The 20705-nt window shown below is 55.2% G+C and carries 17 protein-coding genes and 1 pseudogene; 14 read left to right on the top strand and 4 right to left on the bottom strand.

From position 1 onward, the window contains the following. The first annotated feature begins 329 nt into the window (after positions 1-329). Genes PUR_RS03210 through PUR_RS03220 form a run of 3 tightly spaced genes read left to right on the top strand, consistent with a single transcriptional unit; the run spans position 330 to position 5091 of the window. Entirely contained in the window at positions 330-1493 is a 1164-nt protein-coding gene (locus PUR_RS03210) for a glucose-1-phosphate adenylyltransferase (RefSeq protein ID WP_179033998.1), read from the top strand. Positions 1494-1516: 23 nt separating this feature from the next. Then, the gene (glgD, locus tag PUR_RS03215) at positions 1517-2620 is read left to right on the top strand and encodes a glucose-1-phosphate adenylyltransferase subunit GlgD (protein ID WP_179033999.1); all 1104 of its coding nucleotides are present in this window, start codon (positions 1517-1519) and stop codon (positions 2618-2620) included. Between the two features lie 38 nt (positions 2621-2658). Beyond that, entirely contained in the window at positions 2659-5091 is a 2433-nt protein-coding gene (locus tag PUR_RS03220) for a glycogen/starch/alpha-glucan phosphorylase (protein ID WP_179034000.1), read from the top strand. Positions 5092-5228: 137 nt separating this feature from the next. On the opposite strand, the gene PUR_RS03225 is transcribed toward PUR_RS03220, so the two are convergent. Next, positions 5229-5708: a GAF domain-containing protein gene (locus PUR_RS03225; protein ID WP_179034001.1), complete on the bottom strand. Its 480-nt coding sequence runs from the start codon at positions 5706-5708 to the stop codon at positions 5229-5231. 257 nt (positions 5709-5965) lie between these two features. On the opposite strand from PUR_RS03225, the gene PUR_RS03230 reads away from it, so the two are divergent. The 3 genes from PUR_RS03230 to PUR_RS03240 all read left to right on the top strand — a co-directional run bounded on the left by PUR_RS03230 (position 5966) and on the right by PUR_RS03240 (position 8519). Next, positions 5966-6265, top strand: coding sequence for a hypothetical protein (locus PUR_RS03230; protein WP_179034002.1), 300 nt, complete (start codon positions 5966-5968; stop codon positions 6263-6265). Between the two features lie 154 nt (positions 6266-6419). Then, entirely contained in the window at positions 6420-6977 is a 558-nt protein-coding gene (locus tag PUR_RS03235) for a GNAT family N-acetyltransferase (protein WP_179034003.1), read from the top strand. Positions 6978-7004: 27 nt separating this feature from the next. Further along, the gene (locus PUR_RS03240) at positions 7005-8519 is read left to right on the top strand and encodes an MDR family MFS transporter (RefSeq protein ID WP_179034004.1); all 1515 of its coding nucleotides are present in this window, start codon (positions 7005-7007) and stop codon (positions 8517-8519) included. A gap of 229 nt (positions 8520-8748) precedes the next feature. Here the strand turns inward: PUR_RS03240 and PUR_RS03245 are convergent, their stop codons facing one another. Then, positions 8749-9216, bottom strand: coding sequence for a MarR family winged helix-turn-helix transcriptional regulator (locus PUR_RS03245; protein ID WP_025691115.1), 468 nt, complete (start codon positions 9214-9216; stop codon positions 8749-8751). 317 nt (positions 9217-9533) lie between these two features. Between PUR_RS03245 and PUR_RS03250 the strand changes: the two genes are divergently transcribed. The 3 genes from PUR_RS03250 to PUR_RS03260 all read left to right on the top strand — a co-directional run bounded on the left by PUR_RS03250 (position 9534) and on the right by PUR_RS03260 (position 12972). Beyond that, positions 9534-10844 carry an MFS transporter gene (locus PUR_RS03250; RefSeq protein ID WP_179034005.1) on the top strand — a complete coding sequence of 437 codons (1311 nt, stop codon included), beginning with the start codon at positions 9534-9536 and terminating at the stop codon, positions 10842-10844. A 101-nt stretch (positions 10845-10945) separates the two neighbouring features. Then, complete coding sequence (locus PUR_RS03255; protein WP_179034006.1) at positions 10946-11689, top strand: ABC transporter ATP-binding protein; 744 nt, start codon at positions 10946-10948, stop codon at positions 11687-11689. A 20-nt stretch (positions 11690-11709) separates the two neighbouring features. Beyond that, positions 11710-12972, top strand: coding sequence for an ABC transporter permease (locus PUR_RS03260; protein ID WP_179034007.1), 1263 nt, complete (start codon positions 11710-11712; stop codon positions 12970-12972). Positions 12973-13110: 138 nt separating this feature from the next. Here the strand turns inward: PUR_RS03260 and PUR_RS03265 are convergent, their stop codons facing one another. Then, the gene (locus tag PUR_RS03265; RefSeq protein ID WP_179034008.1) at positions 13111-14376 is read right to left on the bottom strand and encodes a BaiN/RdsA family NAD(P)/FAD-dependent oxidoreductase; all 1266 of its coding nucleotides are present in this window, start codon (positions 14374-14376) and stop codon (positions 13111-13113) included. A gap of 348 nt (positions 14377-14724) precedes the next feature. On the opposite strand from PUR_RS03265, the gene PUR_RS03270 reads away from it, so the two are divergent. The 3 genes from PUR_RS03270 (at position 14725) to nadE (ending at position 17808) form a co-directional block, all read left to right on the top strand. Beyond that, positions 14725-16269: a two-component system sensor histidine kinase NtrB gene (locus PUR_RS03270; RefSeq protein ID WP_232101701.1), complete on the top strand. Its 1545-nt coding sequence runs from the start codon at positions 14725-14727 to the stop codon at positions 16267-16269. A gap of 168 nt (positions 16270-16437) precedes the next feature. Then, entirely contained in the window at positions 16438-16872 is a 435-nt protein-coding gene (locus PUR_RS03275) for a BrxA/BrxB family bacilliredoxin (RefSeq protein WP_179034010.1), read from the top strand. A gap of 129 nt (positions 16873-17001) precedes the next feature. Next, positions 17002-17808: an ammonia-dependent NAD(+) synthetase gene (gene nadE / locus PUR_RS03280; protein WP_179034011.1), complete on the top strand. Its 807-nt coding sequence runs from the start codon at positions 17002-17004 to the stop codon at positions 17806-17808. 88 nt (positions 17809-17896) lie between these two features. Here nadE and PUR_RS03285 read toward each other — a convergent pair whose 3' ends face one another. Beyond that, a complete protein-coding gene (locus tag PUR_RS03285) occupies positions 17897-18721 on the bottom strand; it encodes an alpha/beta hydrolase family protein (protein ID WP_179034012.1) in 825 nt (274 codons plus the stop codon). A gap of 217 nt (positions 18722-18938) precedes the next feature. On the opposite strand from PUR_RS03285, the gene acpS reads away from it, so the two are divergent. Together acpS and mutY are read left to right on the top strand one after the other, a co-directional pair. After that, entirely contained in the window at positions 18939-19340 is a 402-nt protein-coding gene (acpS, locus tag PUR_RS03290) for a holo-ACP synthase (protein WP_179034013.1), read from the top strand. A gap of 71 nt (positions 19341-19411) precedes the next feature. After that, positions 19412-20703, top strand: a pseudogene (gene mutY, locus PUR_RS03295) (A/G-specific adenine glycosylase). Positions 20704-20705: the final 2 nt, after the last annotated feature.

Raw genomic sequence — 20705 nt, forward strand, 5'->3', positions numbered from 1 at the left:
AAATAGGCCGAAAATGCGAACTATTTTTTTATTCAGGAAAGGGTTTTGACGATGGGTATCGAAAACTTTACTATAAGGATATAGAGTCGGAAACCCATTCATCCCCGTTTAGGTCCGGCCGATCCAATCCATTCCAGCCTTCCCCGTTTACATGACTTTTTCAAGCATCCTATTCATTTCAAAAAATTCAGAAACACCCGGTTTAAAACGGTCTGTTATTCAGTACAATGCATTAGGAACGCTTTTCGCGCTGTCTTTGCTTCGCACCAATCATTTTATTCCATTTATTGAAGAAGCTTTACTACCCCAAGTCAAGGAGGCTCTTCCAAATGAAGAAAAAAGAAATGGTGGCCATGCTTCTGGCTGGTGGTCAAGGCAAAAGATTGAAGGGCTTGACCAAATCGATTGCCAAACCCGCTGTCTATTTTGGGGGCACCTACCGGATCATTGATTTTCCCCTCAGCAATTGCACGAATTCCGGAATAGACACAGTTGGCGTATTGACTCAATATGAACCCCTTGTGCTGAGTTCCTATATCGGCATCGGCAGCGACTGGGATCTCAACCGCAAGAACGGGGGAGTATTCGTACTGCCTCCGCATGAACGCGAAGACGGCAGCAGCTGGTATCGGGGAACGGCTGACGCAATTTACCGGAATCTTAAATTTGTCGATCAATTCGACCCTGAGCATGTGCTCATCCTTTCGGGTGACCATATATACAAAATGAACTATAACGCTATGCTTGAATACCATAAGGAAAGAAAGGCCGACTGCACTATTTCGGTCATTGACGTCCCGCTTGAAGAAGCAAGCCGTTTCGGCATACTTAACACGGAAGAAGACCTGAAAATTTACGAATTCGAAGAAAAACCCGCAAAGCCCAAGAGCACTTTGGCTTCCATGGGGGTTTATATCTTCAAATGGGATGTTCTTCGTCGCGCTCTGCTGGAGGATGGAGAGGATGCGCTTTCCTCCCACGATTTCGGCAAGGATATCATCCCGGCGCTACTGTCGAAGGGCAAATCGATGTACGCCTATCCGTACGAAGGTTACTGGAGAGACGTCGGCACGGTGAACAGTCTCTGGGAAGCCAATATGGATCTGCTGAGCGACAACCCGCCGCTTAACCTTAACGATCCGTCCTGGAGAATTTATACTCGCAATCCGAACCAGCCCGCCCAATATGTGGCTCCGGGAGCGAAAGTGTCGGGCTCCATTATCAACGAGGGCTGCATTGTTCGCGGCGAAGTGAAGCATTCCGTGCTCTTTTACGGCGTCGAGATCGGCGAGGGCAGCGTAATCACGGATTCCGTCATTATGCCCAAGGTCAAAATCGGCAAAAATGTTCACATACACAAAGCCATTATCAGCGAAAATACGGTGATTGAGGATTATCTGGAAATCGGAACGGACCGGGAGAACGAGGATGAAATCCTGTTGATCGACAACCGCAGCAAAAAACGGAAATCGGTTCCGGCCAAAACCATATAATCATAAAGAGGACGGTGAACTCGATGAAACAGCTCATGGGAGTAATCAATCTTGATCATGAATTGGACCATTTAAACGAACTAACCTATTTCCGCTGCGGCGCAGCCGTGCCTTTTGCCAGCCGCTATCGTCTGATTGATTTTGTCCTCTCCAATATGATGCGTGCCGAACTGGAGAGCGTGGGACTGTTTGTGCGCCGCAAATACCGCTCCCTGATGGACCATCTGGGCGACGGGAAATCATGGGATATGAACCGCAAGCACGGCGGTTTGTTTATTTTGCCTCCCGACTGGAACGACCCGACAGACACGTCTTTGGGCGATTTGCAGCATTTTCACAACAACCTGGACTTCTTTAAACGGGCATCCGCCAAGTACATTGTGCATTCCGGAAGCCAGCATATCAACACGATCGATGTTCAGGAGCTCTACAGCTACCACCTGCAAAAAGGCGCAGACGTCACGCTTGTGTACAAAAAAGTCGACCAGCTTGAGCCGGAGCATGATCCGTGCCTGCGTCTTGAGGTGGATGGAGAAGGCAATGTGACGAATATTCATCATGAGAAGAACCATCCGAATATTTATATGGATATGTTCATCATGGAAAAAGAATTGTTCCTCGAACAGGTGGAGTACTGCATCGCCCACGGAGAAAGCTTCTTCTTCCGGGATGCCATACAGAAGAGACGCGATAAGCTCAAGATTGCCGCTTTTGAATATACAGGCTATCACGCTGTCATTAACTCTGTATCCAGTTATTACAAGAACAGCATGGAACTGTTGAACCAGAAAGAATACACGGATTTATTCCGTGACAATCTGATCCAGACCAAAATCAAATACGAAGCTCCGACCCACTATCTGGAAAGCGCCAATGTAAGCAATTCGCTTGTGGCGAACGGCTGCGTCATCGCGGGCACGGTGGAGAACAGCGTTATTTTCCGCGGCGTCCAAATCCGCAAGGGTGCGAAAGTTTTGAACTCCGTTATCATGCAGAAATGCATTATCGAAGAGGACGCTGTCATAGAGAACGTTATCTTGGATAAAGACGTGCAGCTTAGCCGGGAACGGATTCTCGTCGGCGACAGCAAGCGTCCGTTTGTCATAGCTAAGAGCAGCAAAATGTAAGGTCAGCAAAACATCCAGTGTCAGGAGGAACCTGCTTGTTGTTTACCGATAAAGAAGCATTCAAAGTAGCATTTGTCGATGATTTGGTCGGGAAGCTGGGCAAGCCGCTGGAAGAAGCAGTGAACGCCGATGTTTATCATATTCTGGGCAGTATGGTCCGCGCGCAGGCTGGGAAGAATTGGGCGAATACGAACCTGAAATACAAGGCCGGCAAGGAAAAGCAGGTTTACTATTTCTCCATGGAATTCCTGATCGGTAGGCTGCTGGGCAATAACCTGCTGAATATGGGGGTTCTGGAGATGGTCCGGGACGGACTTTCGGAACTGGGCTTCTCTCTTCAGGATGTCGAGGAGGAGGAAGCGGACGCAGGCCTTGGCAACGGCGGCTTAGGGCGGCTCGCGGCCTGCTTCCTAGATTCGCTGGCTTCCCTGCAGTATGCGGGGCATGGCTGCGGCATCCGTTACAAATACGGCCTGTTCGAGCAGAAGATCGTTGACGGGTATCAAGTGGAACTGCCCGATTACTGGCTGCAAAAAGATAACGTATGGGAAGTCCGGCGGGAAGACAAGAGCGTGGAAGTCAGATTCTGGGGACGCGTCGATATCGATAAGGTGGGCGAAAAACTCGTGTTCCGGCACAAGGATTACGAGGCGGTGCGCGCGGTCCCGTATGATGTGCCGATCATCGGCGCCGACCGGCGGCATGTCAATACACTGCGCAACTGGAGCGCCGAGTCGATTCTCCGGCCGGACAAAGCCTTCGGTCTGGAGCCCGGCACGGACTACCACAAATTCCTCGAGTATAAACGCTCGGTGGAATCCATTTCTGAATTTCTGTACCCGGACGATTCCGAATACGAGGGTAAGCTGCTGCGTCTGAAGCAGCAATATTTCCTGTGCAGCGCAGGCCTGCAAAGTATTCTCCGAACCTTCGGGAAGCTGGGACTTCCCCTGTCCGAGCTTCCGGACAAGGTGGCGCTTCATATCAACGATACGCATCCTACACTCGTGATTCCGGAACTGATGCGGATTCTGATGGATGACAGAGGCCTTGAATGGGATGAGGCCTGGGATATAACGACTCGCATGGTTTCTTATACCAACCATACGATTCTTAGCGAAGCGCTGGAGAAATGGCCGGTGAACATGGTCCGCGAATTGGTGCCCCGGGTCTATCTCATCATCGAGGAGATTAACACAAGGTTCTGCGGCGAACTGTTGAGACGCTATCCCGGCGACCATAACCGGATTTCGCAAATGGCGATTATTTACGACGACCAGGTCCGGATGGCGCATCTGGCCATTGTCGGCAGCCACAGCGTCAACGGCGTGGCCGCGCTGCATACGGATATTTTGCGAAAACGGGAAATGAGACTGTTCGACGAGCTGTATCCGCGCCGGTTCAACAACAAGACTAACGGCATTACTCACCGGCGGTGGCTGATGCATGCCAACCAGGATTTGGCCGGTTTAATCACCGATGCGATTGGCTCGCGCTGGATGACGCATCCGCAGGAAATGATCGGTTTGATCAAATACTGCGAGGATTCCTCATTTCAGCAAAAGGTAGCCGATATCAAACGGAAGAACAAGCTGCGTCTGGCGGAATACATCAAGAGCCGGCATAACGTAATGGTCGACCCGGATTCCATCTTCGATGTGCAGGTCAAGCGGCTGCATGCCTATAAGCGCCAACTGCTTAATATCCTGCATATCATGCATCTTTACAATCAGATCAAGGCCAGTCCGACGATCGATATGGTGCCGCGCACGTTTATTTTCGGCGCCAAAGCCGCTCCAAGCTATCATTTAGCCAAACGAATCATCAAGCTGATCAATACCGTTGCCGATATCGTCAATAAGGATTCCGACGTGAAAGGCAAAATCCGTATCTTCTTTCTGGAGAACTACTCGGTGTCGCTGGCCGAGAAGATCATTCCAGCTGCCGATGTCAGCGAGCAGATCTCGACGGCGAGCAAGGAAGCGTCGGGCACCGGTAATATGAAGTTCATGATGAACGGCGCGCTGACCATCGGAACAATGGACGGAGCCAATGTCGAGATGAACGAAATGATCGGCAACGACAATATGTTCATGTTCGGACTGCGCGCTGAGCAGGTCTTGGATTATTACCAATACGGCGGTTATAACGCGCGCGGCATGTACAGCAGCGACAGCCGGGTGAAGGAAGTGTTGGACCAGCTTATTACGCCGGGACCGATCTGCTGCTACCACCAGGATTTCGAGCATATTTTCCATTCGCTGCTTGATAATAACGACGAATTTTTCGTGCTGAAGGATTTTCCGAGCTACGTCGAGACGCATGTGGAAATCGACCGCGCCTACCGCAACCGCGCCGGCTGGTTGAAGAAATCGATCATCAATATCGGCCACTCCGGCAAATTCTCAAGTGACAATACGATTAGCCGGTATGCGTCCGAAATCTGGAACATCCGTCAGGTGCCGCTGTAAACCATTGGAATCGGACAAAAGGCGGAAAGAAGGATAACGACAAACGGCTGCGCCCCGGGGAATCGGGAGCGCAGCCGTTATTTTTGTATATGCAGGAACTACTGGGGAGCGCCATATTGCAGGCTGATGGGCAAATGTCAGAGAACCTCGGAGACCATGGCCGCAAAGCGCTCCAGAAACCGGCGTTCCTCATCGTCGAACCGGTGCTTGAGCGGGCTGTCGATATCAAGCACGCCCAGCAGCTGGCCGTCCTTGATCAGCGGAACGACAACCTCGCTGTTGGATGCGGCGTCGCAGGCGATATGCCCCGGAAAGGCGTGCACATCATCCACGACAAGCGTCCGGCGCTCGTTCGCCGCCGTTCCGCACACCCCGCGGCCGAGCGGGATGCGGATGCAGGCCGGCAGTCCCTGAAACGGGCCGAGCACAAGCTCATTCCCGTCATACAGGTAGAAGCCGGCCCAGTTCGTATCCGTAAGGGAGAACTTGAGCAGCGCCGCAGCATTGGCCAAATTCGCGATCGCGTTCGGTTCGTCTTTCATCAAGGCCCCGAGCTGAGCCAGCACGGCTTCAAACCGCTCGCTGCGCGTTCCGTCATAAGGCATGGCCTGAAACATGGAGCATCACCTTTCTGTATATGAAGTCAGTCTTAAATAAGTAAACTGTTGTAACTATCAACATAGTACAGCCGTTAAGCAGCCGTCAAGCTTTGGCGCAGTATTGTCAAAATTTAAATCTTTTGTTTATCAAATTTATGGATTGCCCGGGCTGTAGTCTCCCTTTTCCGTTCTTTCCCAATGAGTGTTTCCCGGCCCTGGCCAGAGGGTAATGAATTCATAAATAAAGGAAGGCTTATTGCCGGAAGGAGTGAAACATGCGCGCCGATGTACAGAACATGTTCATAGGAATCCACATGCTTTATTACGCCCGCGAGCGGGACCTGACGGTAGCGGATATGCAGAATGAGCTTGAGAAATACGGGTACCGTATAGGCGAGCGGGAGGTCAAGCAGGAACTGGAGCGTTTGACGCAGGAAAACTTCCTGACCGCCCATGGCGAGGAGTACAGCATTACAGGTACGGGAATCGAGGAGTTCAAGGAAATTCTGGCCAAGCTGGAATTGGTGTGCAGCGAGGTTCTGAAGCCGGTCAAGGCTGCAGGAACTACCGGCTGAATCAAGGAAGCGGGGGTTACCCGGACAATGGCGGAGCGGACATTCATTATAATAATGGCGTCAGTAACGGAAGGCGTGCTGCCCTCCTGTGCGGGCGCTATTTTTGTTGTCTCGAAAATAGGGTATAATTGACAGGTTAAAAGGGGGCGAGGGGATGAAGGAGCACAGCGGAACGGCGCCTGTGCTAACCGGCCGCAGGCTGACACTGCGGGCTTTAAGACAGGAAGATGCCGGCGCGCTTCTTCACTGCTGGTCCCACCCGGAAGCGGCCTGCTGGCTTGGAATCCAGCCGCTGACCTCAAGGGCGGAAGCGGAAGAATTGATCCGGCTGCTGCTGGAGATGGAGAGCGGGGAGGAGAGCCTGCGCTGGAGCATCGAACTTTCCGGCGGAGAAGTGATCGGCAGCTGCGGCTATAACAGCTGGCAGCTCGCGGGGGCCTTCCGCGGCGAGATAGGCTGCGAGCTGGCCCCCGCATTCTGGGGCCAAGGCTATATGCGCGAAGCGCTGACGCTGGCGCTGGGCTACGGCTTCGAAGAGATGAGGCTCAACCGGGTGGAGGCGCAGTGCCAGCCGGCCAACCTCCGGTCGGGCCGGCTGCTCACTTCACTTGGCTTTCGCCGGGAAGGAACGCTGCACGAGTACCGCCATACACCGTCCGGGTTTCAGGATGTTGACTTATATGCGCTGCTGCGCAAAGAATGGTTTGGTTGAATATCAGAGAGAGAAGGATAATGATTCATGAAGTTACCGGGAATGACAGAACGCGGGCTTATATTGACAGGGGTGCTGCTGGCGACCTTCCTGGCCGCGATTGAAGGCACCGTAACCGGCCCCGCGGGACCGGCCATTGTCGGCGATTTTGAAGGCATGCAGTGGCTCAGTTGGATATTTACCGCTTATCTGCTGGCAATGGCGGTGGCTACGCCGATTTTCGGCAAAATCAGCGATCTGTTCGGCCGGAAGCCCGTATTTATAGGGGGCGCGGTTGTGTTTCTGACAGGCTCACTGCTGTGCGGCCTGTCGCAGAGCATGGAGCAGCTCGTGGCCTTTCGCGCGCTGCAGGGGATGGGAGCGGGAGCGCTGATTCCGATGACGTTTACGATTATCGGCGATATATACAGTATCGAGGAGCGGGCCAGAACTCAGGGCATGCTCAGCTCGGTATGGGGAATCTCCTCTCTTGTCGGCCCGCTGCTGGGCGGTTATGTGGTGGATTACCTGAGCTGGCGCTGGGTTTTTGTCTTTAACCTGCCGTTCGGCCTGCTGGCGATTGCCTTTATCGCCCGCTATTTGAAAGAAGAACGGATACGCCGCAAGACCGAGATCGACATAGCCGGTGTGCTGCTGTTCGCGGCGGGCATGGGCGCGCTGCTGTTCGGCCTGTCCACGGGCGGACAGAACTTCCCGTGGAACTCGCCGCTGCTGATCACCGTGCTCGCGGCCTCCGTGCTGCTGCTGGCCGCTTTTTGGGCCGTGGAGCGGCGCGTTCCTGAGCCAATACTGCCCTTAAGATTGTTCCGGGTCCGCAATATCGCGTTCTCGACAGGCGCAAATCTGCTGATCAGCACACTGGTTATCGGGCTGTCCACGTATGTGCCGCTCTGGGTGCAGGGGGTGGATGGAGGCAGCGCGGCGTTGTCAGGCCTGCTGCTCGCTCCGTTGTCAGTCGGCTGGATGTTCGGCTCCGTGGCGGGCGGGCGTATGATTCTGCGCGAAGGCTCGCGCAGAACGGCCATGCTTGGCCTTGCGCTGATCTTAGCGGGGGCCTTCGGCCTGGCAATGTTGTCCCAGGGCTCATCCCGCTTTTTGATGCTTGTCCTGATGCTGCTCTGCGGCGTCGGCTTCGGCTATTGCTCGACCGTCTTCACGATTATCGCCCAGTCCTCGGTCGGGTATGGCATGCGCGGAGCTTCGACGGCGCTGAATACGTTCACACGCTCGCTCGGACAGACGGTCGGGGTGGCCGTGTTCGGCTCATGGCTGAACCTGCGAATCGACCACATGCTGAAGGGCTCTCCTTCGGTCGGGGTCTCGGGAGAAGACATCAACAAGCTGCTGAACGCCCAAGCCGGAGAATCGCTGTCCGAGAGGGCGGGCGAAGTCCTGCGGACCGCGCTGGAAGGCGGCCTGCATTCGCTCTTTATCGTTATGGCCGTCATCGCCGGGCTGTCCCTGCTGATTTCGGCGGGTCTCCGCAGCGGAGTTCCGGCGCCTGAAAGCCGGGGGGCTGTCTCTAAAGAAGGTTTAGGCTAGCATACCTCCCCAACCGCTTGGTGTACACCTGGAGCAGACTATTTGCGAACAATGTCTTCCAACCTTAGCTTTTCGCCGCACTGCGGCGGGCAAATGCATGCTCCTGGAGCTGTGCTGGCGAGCTTAAAGCATGATTATGATTACAAGAAAAAAGCGGCTGCGCCGCCCTTACAAAGGGTGGTGCAGCCGCTTTTGTGCGGATAGCCGGTGCAGAACCGACAGCCTGTGTTTATTTACGCGGAAGCGGAGACAGCTTCTCCGCCTGTAGGCCCATCTTTTTCAGCAGAACGATCATCTGCTCTTTCTCCTCGTCGTTCAGTCCGCTGAAGGCGAGATGGATGCGTTCCGAATATTTCGGGTACATATCGTTCATCAGGCGCTCTCCCTCGGCCGTCAGTTCCGCAAAAATAACGCGGCGGTCGGTAGGGCAGGGCTTGCGCTGCAAATAGCCGCGCTCTTCAAGCTTGTCGATGACGTAAGTGACGTTTCCGCTTTGGAGCAGCAGCTTGGCGCCGATCTGCTGGATAGGCTGCGGTCCTTTATAGTAGAGCACTTCCATGACGGCAAAGGCCGTCGGATTGAACCCTTCGATTTTACTTCCGATTACGGCATGCTCATTGATACTCTTGAAAGACTTGGCGAACACCCGGTACAAGTGCAGCGTCAGCTGGGTATCGCGTTCATAGGATTGTATCATGCATCTCTCACCCTTTTTTTTCAATTCTTCGTGCGGGCCGCCCGCAGGGTTGAACAATCTCATCCTGAAAGCACGGTCACCTGTGCAGCGAACCTGTATATATCCATACAATACGTTAAAAAATTGAAGAAAAACATGTGATTTGTCACAATGAGCAACTTTTAATTATTAAAAATCAAAATGCTTTCGTTCTCTGTGCTGAGACTAAAATCGGCCTTTGCGGGTAGAGGCGATTACACCCCGGGACCGATGGTGAACGGCGCCTGTTGTCTTAATATGGCTGTATAGACCAAAAGGGACGATAGGAGTGAAATGAAATGAAAGATCGGAGCAATCCCAATGAACAAAAAAGCAAGCTGAAGCTGGGCCGCCCGCTGACGCTGCTGCTCTCGGCGCAGCTCGTATCGAATGTGGGCGATTGGCTCCACGTGCTCGCGCTGCTGACGATGGTCGGCTTGAAGTGGAACGCCACGCCCTGGGAGATCACGGCTATCTCGCTGTGCATGGCCGCTCCAATGCTGCTTGGCGGGCCGTTCGCCGGAGTGGCCGCCGACCGGCTGAACCGCAAGGCGCTGATGATCGGCTCGGATGTGGTCCGCGCGGTTATCGTTGCCTCGCTCGTATTCGCCGGGTCGCTGACCCAAGTCTATGTGCTGCTGCTGCTGAAGGGAACGATGGACGTCATCTTCTCGCCGGCCAAAAGCGGCAAGCTTAAAGAACTGGTTCCCGCTTCGCAAATGGATGCCGCGGTTAGCTTAAGCTCCTCCATTGAGCAAATCACGAAAATAATCGGGCCCGCTCTCGGGGGTCTGCTTGTAGCGATGTTCGGCATCTCCGTCTGCTATCTAATCGACGCCGCGACGTTTCTCGTATCGGCTGCGATTCTGGTCGCCCTGCCGCGGGGGCGGAGATTGGAATCTGAGGATCGGGCGGAAGGACGCCCCGGAAACCGGCCGTCTTTCCGCAGTGAGATGGCGACGGGTCTGCGGATGATTGCCGGAATGCCCGCTGTGCTGAGCGGCATTCTTATGCTCGTATCCGTTCTGCTCGTGCTGAATATCGCCGATTCGCAGCTTGTGACGCTGTTTCGGATCATTCCCGGCGTCAGCGGCGATCTGCTGGGCTGGTGCGTAGGGGCAAGCGGGCTGGGCACGCTGATCGCCGCGCTGCTGGTCGGACGGATGGGCAGCTCGCGGCCTCCGCTTCTCTTCATGGGCCTTGGCGCCGTATTGATGGGAGCGGTATTCGCCGGGGCAGCCGTGGCGACCGCTTACGGCGAACCGGGAGCGGTCATTTATATTATTTTATTCTCCGCCTTTCTGCTCGCAGGGGCAGGAGCGGGGCTTGTCTTCATTCCGTTTCAGTCGATGCTGCAAAAGCGGACACCCGAAGCCTATACCGGCCGGGTTTTCGGAACAGTCAACAGTCTGGCCAGCGCGTCCGTCATTTTGGGACCGGTGGCCGGCGGGGCGCTCGTTACGGCGTCGGGTCCGGTAGCCGCCTTTATCGTCTCCGGATTGCTTACCCTGCTGCTGGGCGCGGCGATGCTGACGCTCCGGGGCTATATCGACCGCAGGGATCAAGCGGCCGGCGCCGGAACCGCCGGAGAGAATGCGGCTGCGTACTAATCAGGAGTTGCTGCAAAAGCTGTGATCAAGTGGTAATATGTGTATTAGTGTCCGACGCGGGAATGCGGCGTTGACCTTTATTATTTAGACATTACTGGGAGATGGAACAGTTGGAAGATAAAGAAACGGGACGGGAGCAGCCGGATATTGTACTGGACGTTACCATAGCCGAAGCGGGGTACGAGGAAGGAGATATTCGTATCGCGGATATTTCGTTTACCGTCCGTCGCGGTCAGCTGCTTGGACTGATCGGTCCGAACGGAGCCGGCAAAAGCACTACAATCAAGACCCTGCTCGGCTTGTTGAAGCATGCGAAGGCCAAGGTGGAGATTGGCGGTTTGGGAGGCGGTTCTTACGCCTATGTGCCGGAGCAGCCGGTATTTTACGAGGATCTGACGCTGTGGGAGCATCTTGACCTGTCTGCTGCCGCTTACGGGCTGGATTACGGACAATTCAAGGAGGCGGCGCAGCGTCTGCTCCGTCAGTTCGGCATGGAGCATGTGCGCGACGATCTGCCGGCGGGCTTCTCCAAAGGGATGAAGCAAAAAATGATGCTGATGCTCGGCTTTCTTGCGCAGCCTGACGTTTATATCGTAGACGAGCCGTTCATCGGCCTCGACCCCCGCGCGACCAAGGACTTCCTGCGTCTGCTGGAGACGGAGCGGCGGCGCGGAGCCGGGGTGCTGATGTCGACGCATGTGCTGGATACGGCGGAAAAAATTTGCGACTCCTTTGTGCTCGTTTCCGCCGGAAAGGTGGCGGCCTCCGGGACGCTTGAGAATATCCGCGCGGCGGCGGGGCTGCCTGAAGCCTCGCTCTTTGACTGCTTCGATGAGCTGGCATGATGGGGGAGGGAAGGCTTGCCATGAACAATCCGATTGAAGACCGGCACGGCTATGACACCCCTGCACCCCGGCGTTTGCTGCGGAGGCGGCTTGGCCACCACTGGAAAGAACAATTGGGCATCATCCGCACCGCCGCGGACTGGACGGTGTTTCTATACCTCATCATACCGGGGGCGCTGCTGGGCGGAAGATACTATTACGGATTCTGGAATGAGCCGATTCCGGCATGGAGCACACTCTTGCCCTATGCCCTCCTGCCGGCGCTGCTCGCCTTACTGATGCAGGGCGGCATTCTGCTGCTGCTGCATGAAGGAGACCTGCTGTTCTTGCGGCAGCGCAAGGAATGGATGCGGACGGTTATGCTGGGCGGGATCTTCTACAGCCTGTCGGTCACGGCGCTGAAAATTACGGCAGGATTTCTGATCCTGCTGCCGTTCCTCGTTCGCGGATACGGGCTGAGCGGAACGGACGCGGGAGCGCTGCTGATCTTAAGCCTGTGCTGCGGGACATGCGTCAAGCTGCTCGTGCACAATGTAAGGGTACAGAAGCAGGGATGGCGCAGGTGGATGTGGATGCTGCTCGCCGCATGGCTGCCCTGCGGACTGTACATTCGCGCCGCCGCGGCATGGAGCGTTCATCCGGCGCTGCTGCTGCTTGCCGCAGTTGTGTATGCTGCGGTGGCGGCTGCCGCGCTGCGGGCAAGGCTTGCCCTAAGGGGCACGTTCCTTGGCGACGTGCGCGAGGACTTCAAGCAGCGGATGAAAATAGCCGCATTGCTGCTGAGAGGCGTCATCGATAAACCTCGGCCGACCCGGCATAAGCCGTGGATCTTCCATAAATCCCGGCCGCTGCTGCGCCCCGGTACTCCTGAAAGCCGGCTTGCCGGTGCATCGATCAAGGCATTTGTACGCAATCCTGGACATTTCAAGCTGTATCTTCAGTTTACCGGGGTGGGCGCTATAGCCATTCTGATCGTGCCGGGAATGCTGAAATGGGCCGTATGCATTGTGCTGGTCTTATTGATGGCTTCCTGGCTGGTCTCGTACTGGAAGGTGTTTTCCAGTGAAGAGTTCATTGCGCTGCTCCCGTTCAGCAAAGACCAGAAAGCGGACGCGGGGAGCCGGGCGGTTCCGATTCTCCTTCTTCCTTTTTCTATACTGTGCGCGGCCACCGTCTCAATGCCGCTGTACGGCTGGTGGGGGCTGGCGGTGTTCATCCCCGCCGGCGCGGTGATCGGTATTATGGCGGCAAGGGTATTTACCGCTTTTCGCCTGGCCAGATAAATCGAAATGGATAAACGCACCAGCGTGAACGACGAGGGCATCGTACGTTCACGCTGGTTTAATTTAACAAAATATTTTGTTTCATACCGGAATTTACCGGGTAAGTGGGAATTACTCTGAATATTTAGAGATCCACGCTCAGGCTTCCTGCCGGGCGGCATGCATCCCGGCCGTATATCCCGTAGAGAAAGCCGCAGTGATATTATACCCACCCGTATATCCGTGTATATCCAGGATTTCACCGCAGAAATACAGACCCGGCATCAGCTTTGACTGCATGGTTCCAGGATCGACTTCCTTCAAATGGATGCCGCCCCCCGTAACAAACGCTTCCTCCAAAGGACGGGTACCGTGAGCAAGAACCGGCATGCGCTTCATTAGGGCGGCGAGCGCCGCAAGGTTGCTTTTGGAGAGATGAGGCCCAGTAAGGTCGCCGTCAATTCCGGATTTAGACAGCAGAAGCGGAATAAGCCGTTCCGGCAGCAGCCCCTTTAGCGCGTTACGAACCGCTTTTTTGGACTCTGCTTCCAGCCTGTCCCGCAGCTGCGCTTCCGTCTCATTCGGCCGCATATCGGGGAACAGATCAATGGAAAGTTCGACGGATTGTTTTCCTGTCTTGCGCTGAACCTGCCGCAGAAACTGGCTGCAGCGCAGCGCAATCGGACCGGACAACCCGAAATGGGTAAAAATCATATCGCCCCTGTGGGAGATCAGCTTTTTGCCTTTTTCATTCCATACGGAGAGCGCCACATCGCGAAGAGAAAGCCCTTGCAGCTCGCCGGATTTAATCCAGTCCTCGCGAGATACAATCGGCACTTCCGTCGGGTACAGCTCCGTAACCGTATGGCCCGCCGCTTCGGCCCAGGCATAACCGTCGCCGGTGGAACCGGTATGGGGAACCGACTTCCCCCCGGTCGCTATAATGACCGCCCGGCCAGTCAGCCTTTTTCCCGAAGCGAGAAGGACGCCGTGAACACAGTCCTTCCCATAAACCACTTCGCGGACGGGACTGTCCGTGATGACCTGAACGCCGAGACTTTTTACTTTGCCGACCAATGCGGAGACGACACTGGAAGCTTTATCGGAAACGGGGAACATTCGGCCGTTATCTTCTTCCTTTAACCGAATACCCAAATTTTCAAAAAAGTCGACTATGGAACGGTTGTCGAAATGGCCGAGCGCGCTGTACAAAAAACGTCCATTTCCCGGAATATGGGCGATCAGTTCTGCCGTTTCTTTCATATTAGTCACATTGCAGCGACCTCCGCCGGAGATGCCCAGCTTGCGTCCAAGCTTGGTTCCCTTGTCGATCAGCAGCACGGAGGCCCCGTGTTCCGCTGCGGCTACGCTGGCCATCAGACCGGAAGGTCCGCCGCCGATGACGATAACATCGAATTCACTCATGAAATTGGCTCCTTTTGCAAATTGCAAAGCTGCGTTTGATTCAGGTCTCATCATACCATTACCTCCCCGGAGGGGACCAGTCCCGCCCCTAGAGGGTATTCTCTCATTGTCAGATTAAACGGATATGCTTTAATCTAAGCTTGTACATAAAATTAACCGGTTCGGACGGTGATCACAATTACAACTGCGATAAAAGATATAATCCTGCAAATAGCCGCTGCCTCATCTTTTTTGCTGTTGTTTCAATGGAGGCTGAATCAAAGCCATCCAGCGCGCAGAAATCTCAAATTTCCCGATGACCAGACCTTCCTTGTGATTGTCTGTGCAATAAGTCTGATTCTTTGCTCTTTGCTGTCCAGCAGTCTGTTCGGGATTGTCAATTTAAACTGGGGAGTGCTTCCGGCGTTTATCGGTATGTTATATGGAGGCTTCCGCTCCAGGGTTGTTCTTGGGGGATTGCTGCTGGGCTGCACCAGTGTATTCTCCTATCCGGCCACGCCGATCCATATTCTGCTTGATTCGAATATTTTAATATTCCCGCTGGTATTCAGTCTGGCCAAAAGATTCAAGCGGGGAACGGATTTGGAGAAAATTTCGATTATGTGGGGATTGCTGGCATCGTGCACCTTGTTTAGAGTGCTTGCCCCTCTGCTCGACGGCAAAAGTTACTCCGGGCTGCAGACGGATGAAATCGTGCTTATCCTAAGCATGCTGTTTTTCAGATTCCTGCTGGGTGGTTTAATGATCTACTTGATTGAATCTGCCTTGGACAAGCTGGAAATTGATGAGCGCATGGCTCATATGTCCGAGAAATTCAGGCAGGAAACCGATAATTTCCAACAGATTACCAATATGGTGCCCTTAAGCATTATTTCCATTGACGATAACTACAAGATTACCAGCATTAACGATACGATGATGAAGAAATTGGAGAATCGGCTGCCTAATATAAAAAGGAGCGATGTTCTGTTTCTTCCCGTGTTCGACCTGATACATAAGCTGAAGCTCAACGAGGAAAAGGAATTGGACCGCCTTCTGGAGATTATTTTTCTTAAACACAGGTTCATGGAAAGGGTAACTTTCTCAGGAAGAGTTCTGCATATTTTTGCCGCTCCCCTGGTTCCGCAAGCACCCGGGCAGATCGGAGGGATGGTTCTGGTCATTCAAGATGTGACGGAGGAAGAGCTGATCCGAAACGAACTGGACCATGTCGAGCGGTTGACGCTGGTAGGTCAGATGGCGGCTGGGATTACCCATGAGATTCGCAATCCGATGGCGGTGGTCCGCGGTTTTCTGCAATTGATGAGAGAGAAAAGCCCTTCAGATATGGATTCTTATTACCAGATTGTTATGGATGAGCTGGACCGGGCCAACAGTATTATTACCGACTTTCTGTCGCTTGCGCAGAGCGGCATATCCAGCAAGGAGGACGGCAATCTTCATGATGTGATCGAAGAATTGGCGCCGCTGCTGTGGGCCGATGCGAATCTTCGCGGGCAAAGCGTTGAACTCAAGCTGTGCGATTCCCTGCCGGTTCTGCGGCTCAATATTAAGGAAATCAAGCAGGTTGTTCTGAACCTGGGACGCAATGCCATGGAAGCGATGGAGCCGAAGGGAGTGCTGACGCTGGAAACCCGCTGTGAGTCGGGAATGGTGGAGCTGCTGGTAAAGGATACGGGTTGCGGAATGTCGGAGCTGGAGCTCGAGAAGCTGTTCGTTCCTTTCTTCACCACCAAGGATCAAGGGACCGGGCTGGGCCTCCCGCTATGCCTCAGTATCGTCGAGCGGCACGGCGGTACGATTTCCGTCGATTCCCGCACGGGAGCCGGAACGGTCTTCACCGTGTCCTTTCCTTACGAGGCTCAGGAGAAAGCGACGTACGCCGAAGTTTAAACGGGAAACCGTTTGAAACCGGATGCCCTACCTGCCAACCGCTTCAAAGCCGGAGCAGCTAGGTCTGCCGCTTGCTTTCGGAGAGTAGGAATGTATAATAAAGTTAGCAAGTGTCACTGTTAAAAAGTTAATTGACAAGCTATTAAGCGTAGAGGAGAGTGCAGAACCATGTCCATGTCTTTTGACCAATATATGAGAGATTCAATCCAACCGATGCGCGACGATCTGACCAATATCGGCTTTACGGAGCTGAGAACGCCGGAGGAAGTGGAAGCCGCACTGCCAAGCACCAAGGGAACCTCGCTTGTCGTTGTCAACTCTGTCTGCGGATGTGCCGCCGGACAATGCCGCCCCGGCGTTGCCCAGGCGCTGCAAAATGAGATCAAGCCGGATCACCTGTTCACCGTCTTTGCCGGCCAGGAGAAGGAAGCAACCGCCAAAGCGCGCGAGTATTTCGCTCCTTACCCGCCTTCTTCCCCTTCAATCGCCTTGATGAAGGATGGAGAACTGGTCCATTTTATTGAGCGTCATGGGGTGGAGAACCGCTCAGCTGCCGAAATCGCGGAAGAGCTGAAGGAAATCTTTGACCGCTACTGCCAATAAAGCTAAGAACCTTACACGCTATTTCATCCCGCGGCGCCGATTTTTTGGCGCCGCGGGATTATTTTTGGACATATACGGACAAGACTTTCTTGAAAAAGATTTCAGCGTGATGAAACGGAGTGAGATGCTGTGAGCATGCAGGAAGAGATCATTGCCGCCCTCGGCGTAAAACCGGCGATCGATGCGGAGGCGGAAGTAAGGAAGAGAGTCGATTATCTGAAAGCGTATATTGTGGAATCGGGAACCAAGGGACTGTTGATTGCGATAAGCGGAGGCGTGGACAGCGCGGTGGCCGCTGGTTTATGCAAACGCGCGACGGACGAGCTGACCGCCGAACAGGGCAGGGAGTATATGACGCTAGGGGTCTTCCAGCCTTATGGGGAGCAGGAGGATATCGGACACAGCTACGCGGTTGCCCAAACGTTCGGGCTTAAGACGGTGGAGACGAATATAGAGGATGCTGTTGACGAGATCGCGCTTGAAACGGAGTATGCGCTGAAGGCAATGGGACAGCACCGCCATATGACGCATCAGGGCAAAGGGAATATCAAAGCGAGAACGCGGATGGTGATCCAGTATGCGCTCTCCTTTGAGAACAACCTGCTCGTGGTCGGCACCGACCACGCATCCGAAGCGATCACCGGCTTTTACACCAAATGGGGCGACGGAGCCGTAGATATTGCGCCGCTTTCTTCCCTGAACAAACGCCAAGTCCGCCAGCTGGCCTCTTATCTCGGCGTTCCTGCCGAAATCATCGAGAAGGCGCCGACCGCCGGATTGTGGGCCGGACAGACGGATGAAGCCGAGCTCGGTATTACATACGAGGACAACAGCGATTACCTGGAAGGAAAGACGGTGAGGCCCGAAGCTGCGGAACTGCTGGAGAAATTCTACCGGAGAACTGCGCATAAGCGGGGCGTCATACGCGGCATTTAAGATCGGCACCGTGCCTTGTTAACCGCACAGCCGCGGCAGTTTTGCGCCAGGAGGACTGGCCGCCGCGGGCGGTGTTCGTGCGGGGAATTCAGGAGTGCAGCACCCGGTCAATAAAGGCTTCAGTCGCGAATAAGGCTTGCTCCAATTGCGGGGTAGGCCCGGCAAACGGATGAACCGTTCCAAAGGTATGATCTCCTTCCGGAATTTGAATCCAGTCGATATCCGGTCTAATGGCGGTCAGCTTCTCGGACCCCTGACGCAGACGGGCGCCGTCCTTGCTTCCCTGGATGAGCGCAACCGGAAATTTCGCCGTCCGCATCCGTTCTATAATATTGTAACGCTGCTTCTGAAGCACCAAATCCTCCAGAATGACGGCATCCAGAGGCATTTGCTGTCCGGTCCGCCCGTTCAGGACATAGGCGCGGCCTTTTTCGCGCATGTCCTGCTTCTGTTCTTCCGTGAACAGGTCCAGATCGGTGACGCCGTTCCAGGAGATGACGCCGGCGACTTCGCCCGGATGGTCAAGAGCATACAGCAGGCAGTCGCCTCCGCCCCGGCTGTGTCCCAGGAGGAAGAGCGGAAGTCCGCCAAGCTTCGGATGCTGGCTGAGATAGGAGAGCAGCACTTCCAGATCTTTGAGCTCACGGTGGTATGTATTCCGGGCGAATTTCTCAAGCTCGGTGAAATTCTGGAGATCCTCGCCGATCCCGCCATGGGAGAAATTGAAGGTGACGACCTCATGCTTCCCGCTCAGCGATTCCGCGGCATAAGGTAACATTCCCCAATCCTTGAAGCCTTTATAGCCGTGAGCGATCACGATCAGACTGGCTGCCGCTCCCCGGGAGGGGAAGCGCGTACAACGCAGAACGGCGTCATCCCCTGCGGGTATTTTAAAATTGGTGCTTCGACTCATCAGAAAACGTCCCCTCTCGTATGCGAACAGCTATTCCATTGCAGTCGCCGAATACGCCGCGGAGGCGGCGCATGGACTTCGGCGCGGTTTTCTTTTAAAATATAAGAATTTATAAGCCATTTCTTCTTAAGATAGCAGAAAGCCTGCCTCAACACTATACTATTATAGCATTCCCCATATGATTTACGGAAAAAGAAGATTTGAGGAGCGTGTACCCTTGATATATGGAATCGGGCATGACGTGCTGGAAATCGAACGGATTGCCGTCCTGCTGAAAGGACGGCTCGGCGGCAGGCTCACACGCCGTATTCTGACCGGGGGCGAGCTTCGCCTGGCCGGAAGCCGCGGCGGCCTTACGGCCGAATTCGCCGCCGGACGGTTTGCCGCCAAGGAAGCCGTGGCCAAGGCGTTCGGGAGCGGAATCGGAGCCGCGCTGGGGTTTGCGGATATCGAAATCCTCCCCGGTGAGAACGGCAGACCCGAGGCGGTCCTTTCGGAAAAAGCCTGGACGAGGCTGGGTCTGCCAGGAGAGTATCCATACGTCATCCATCTTACGATTACGCATACCCGGGGTCTGGCGTCGGCCTTTGCCGTCGTTGAACAGCGGGAGAAGGAATAACGGCACAGCGGATTGTTCAAAAGAATTTGACACCAAGGAGCGTGACCATGGCACAGGAGGAAGGGCAGGACATGAAGCGGCGGGAAGATATGGAGTTCTTCAGCCGTCATCTGCTGGAGTGGTACCACGGACAGAAGCGCGATTTGCCGTGGCGGCGCTCCCGCGACCCGTATCATATCTGGGTATCGGAAATTATGCTGCAGCAGACAAGGGTGGATACGGTCATCCCGTATTTTAACCGCTTTATCGGGCGCTTCCCGACTATCGAGTCTTTGGCCGAAGCGGCGGAGGAAGAAGTGCTGAAATGCTGGGAGGGACTCGGTTATTACTCCAGAGCCCGTAATTTGCAGCATGCTGCCAGACAGGTGAAGGATGCTTATGGGGGAAAGGTTCCGGACGACCGTGAAGCGGTGTTCGGCCTCAAGGGGGTAGGCCCCTATACGGCGGGAGCGATTCTCAGCATCGCCTTTAACCGGCCGGAGCCGGCCGTGGACGGGAATGTCATGAGGGTGCTCTCCCGCTTCTTTCTGATCGAAGACGATATTGCCAAGACCAAGACCCGGGTCAAAATGGAAGGCCTGGCGAAGGAGCTTATTCCCGGCGGCGAGGCCTCTCATTTCAATCAGGCGCTGATGGAGCACGGGGCGCTTGTCTGCACCCCGAAATCGCCTCGCTGCCTGGTCTGCCCGGTGATGGAGCGCTGCGCCGGGCGGCTTGCGGGCCGCGAGACTACGCTGCCCATCAAGACCAAGGCCAAGCCGCCGCGCCCAGAAACGCGGCTGGCGGCCCTGGTGGAGGGCCGCGGCGAGCGCGCGGGCCGGGTGCTCATCCGGCAGCGACCGTCCAGCGGGCTTCTGGCCCGCATGTGGGAGCTGCCGCACTGGCCGGCGCCGGAGAATGACGGCGCCGGCGCCGGAGCCGCGCGGCCGGAGGGCGCGGCCGCGATGGACCGGCTGCGCCGGTCCCGGCTGAGGCCGGGATCTCCGCCCGGCCGGAGGAGCACTTTATGGCTGCCGAGCACACGTTCAGCCATATCCATTGGACCCTGCAGGTGTACCGCTGCGGGGAGGAACGGCTTCCGCTGCCGATGGCTGCGGAAGCGCGGGCGCCGTACGCTGCGCAGCGTACGGCCGTGGAGGCGCCGGCAGAGGCTTCGCCGCCGGCGCTGTTCCCGGCGGCGGACTCCGCCGATCCGGGCGCGGCGCCCGAGCTTTTCGCCGACGAGGCTGGCCATGCCGGCGAGCGGGCGGAAATGCGCTGGATCGGACGCGAAGACATGGCGAATTACGCTTTTCCGAATGTCTTCCTTAAGCTGCTGAACGCTTATTTCGATCAAAGGGACGCTGCGGCATCCGGCGGGTAGGC

Source organism: Paenibacillus sp. URB8-2, from assembly GCF_013393385.1.
Lineage (GTDB): Bacteria > Bacillota > Bacilli > Paenibacillales > Paenibacillaceae > Paenibacillus_AQ.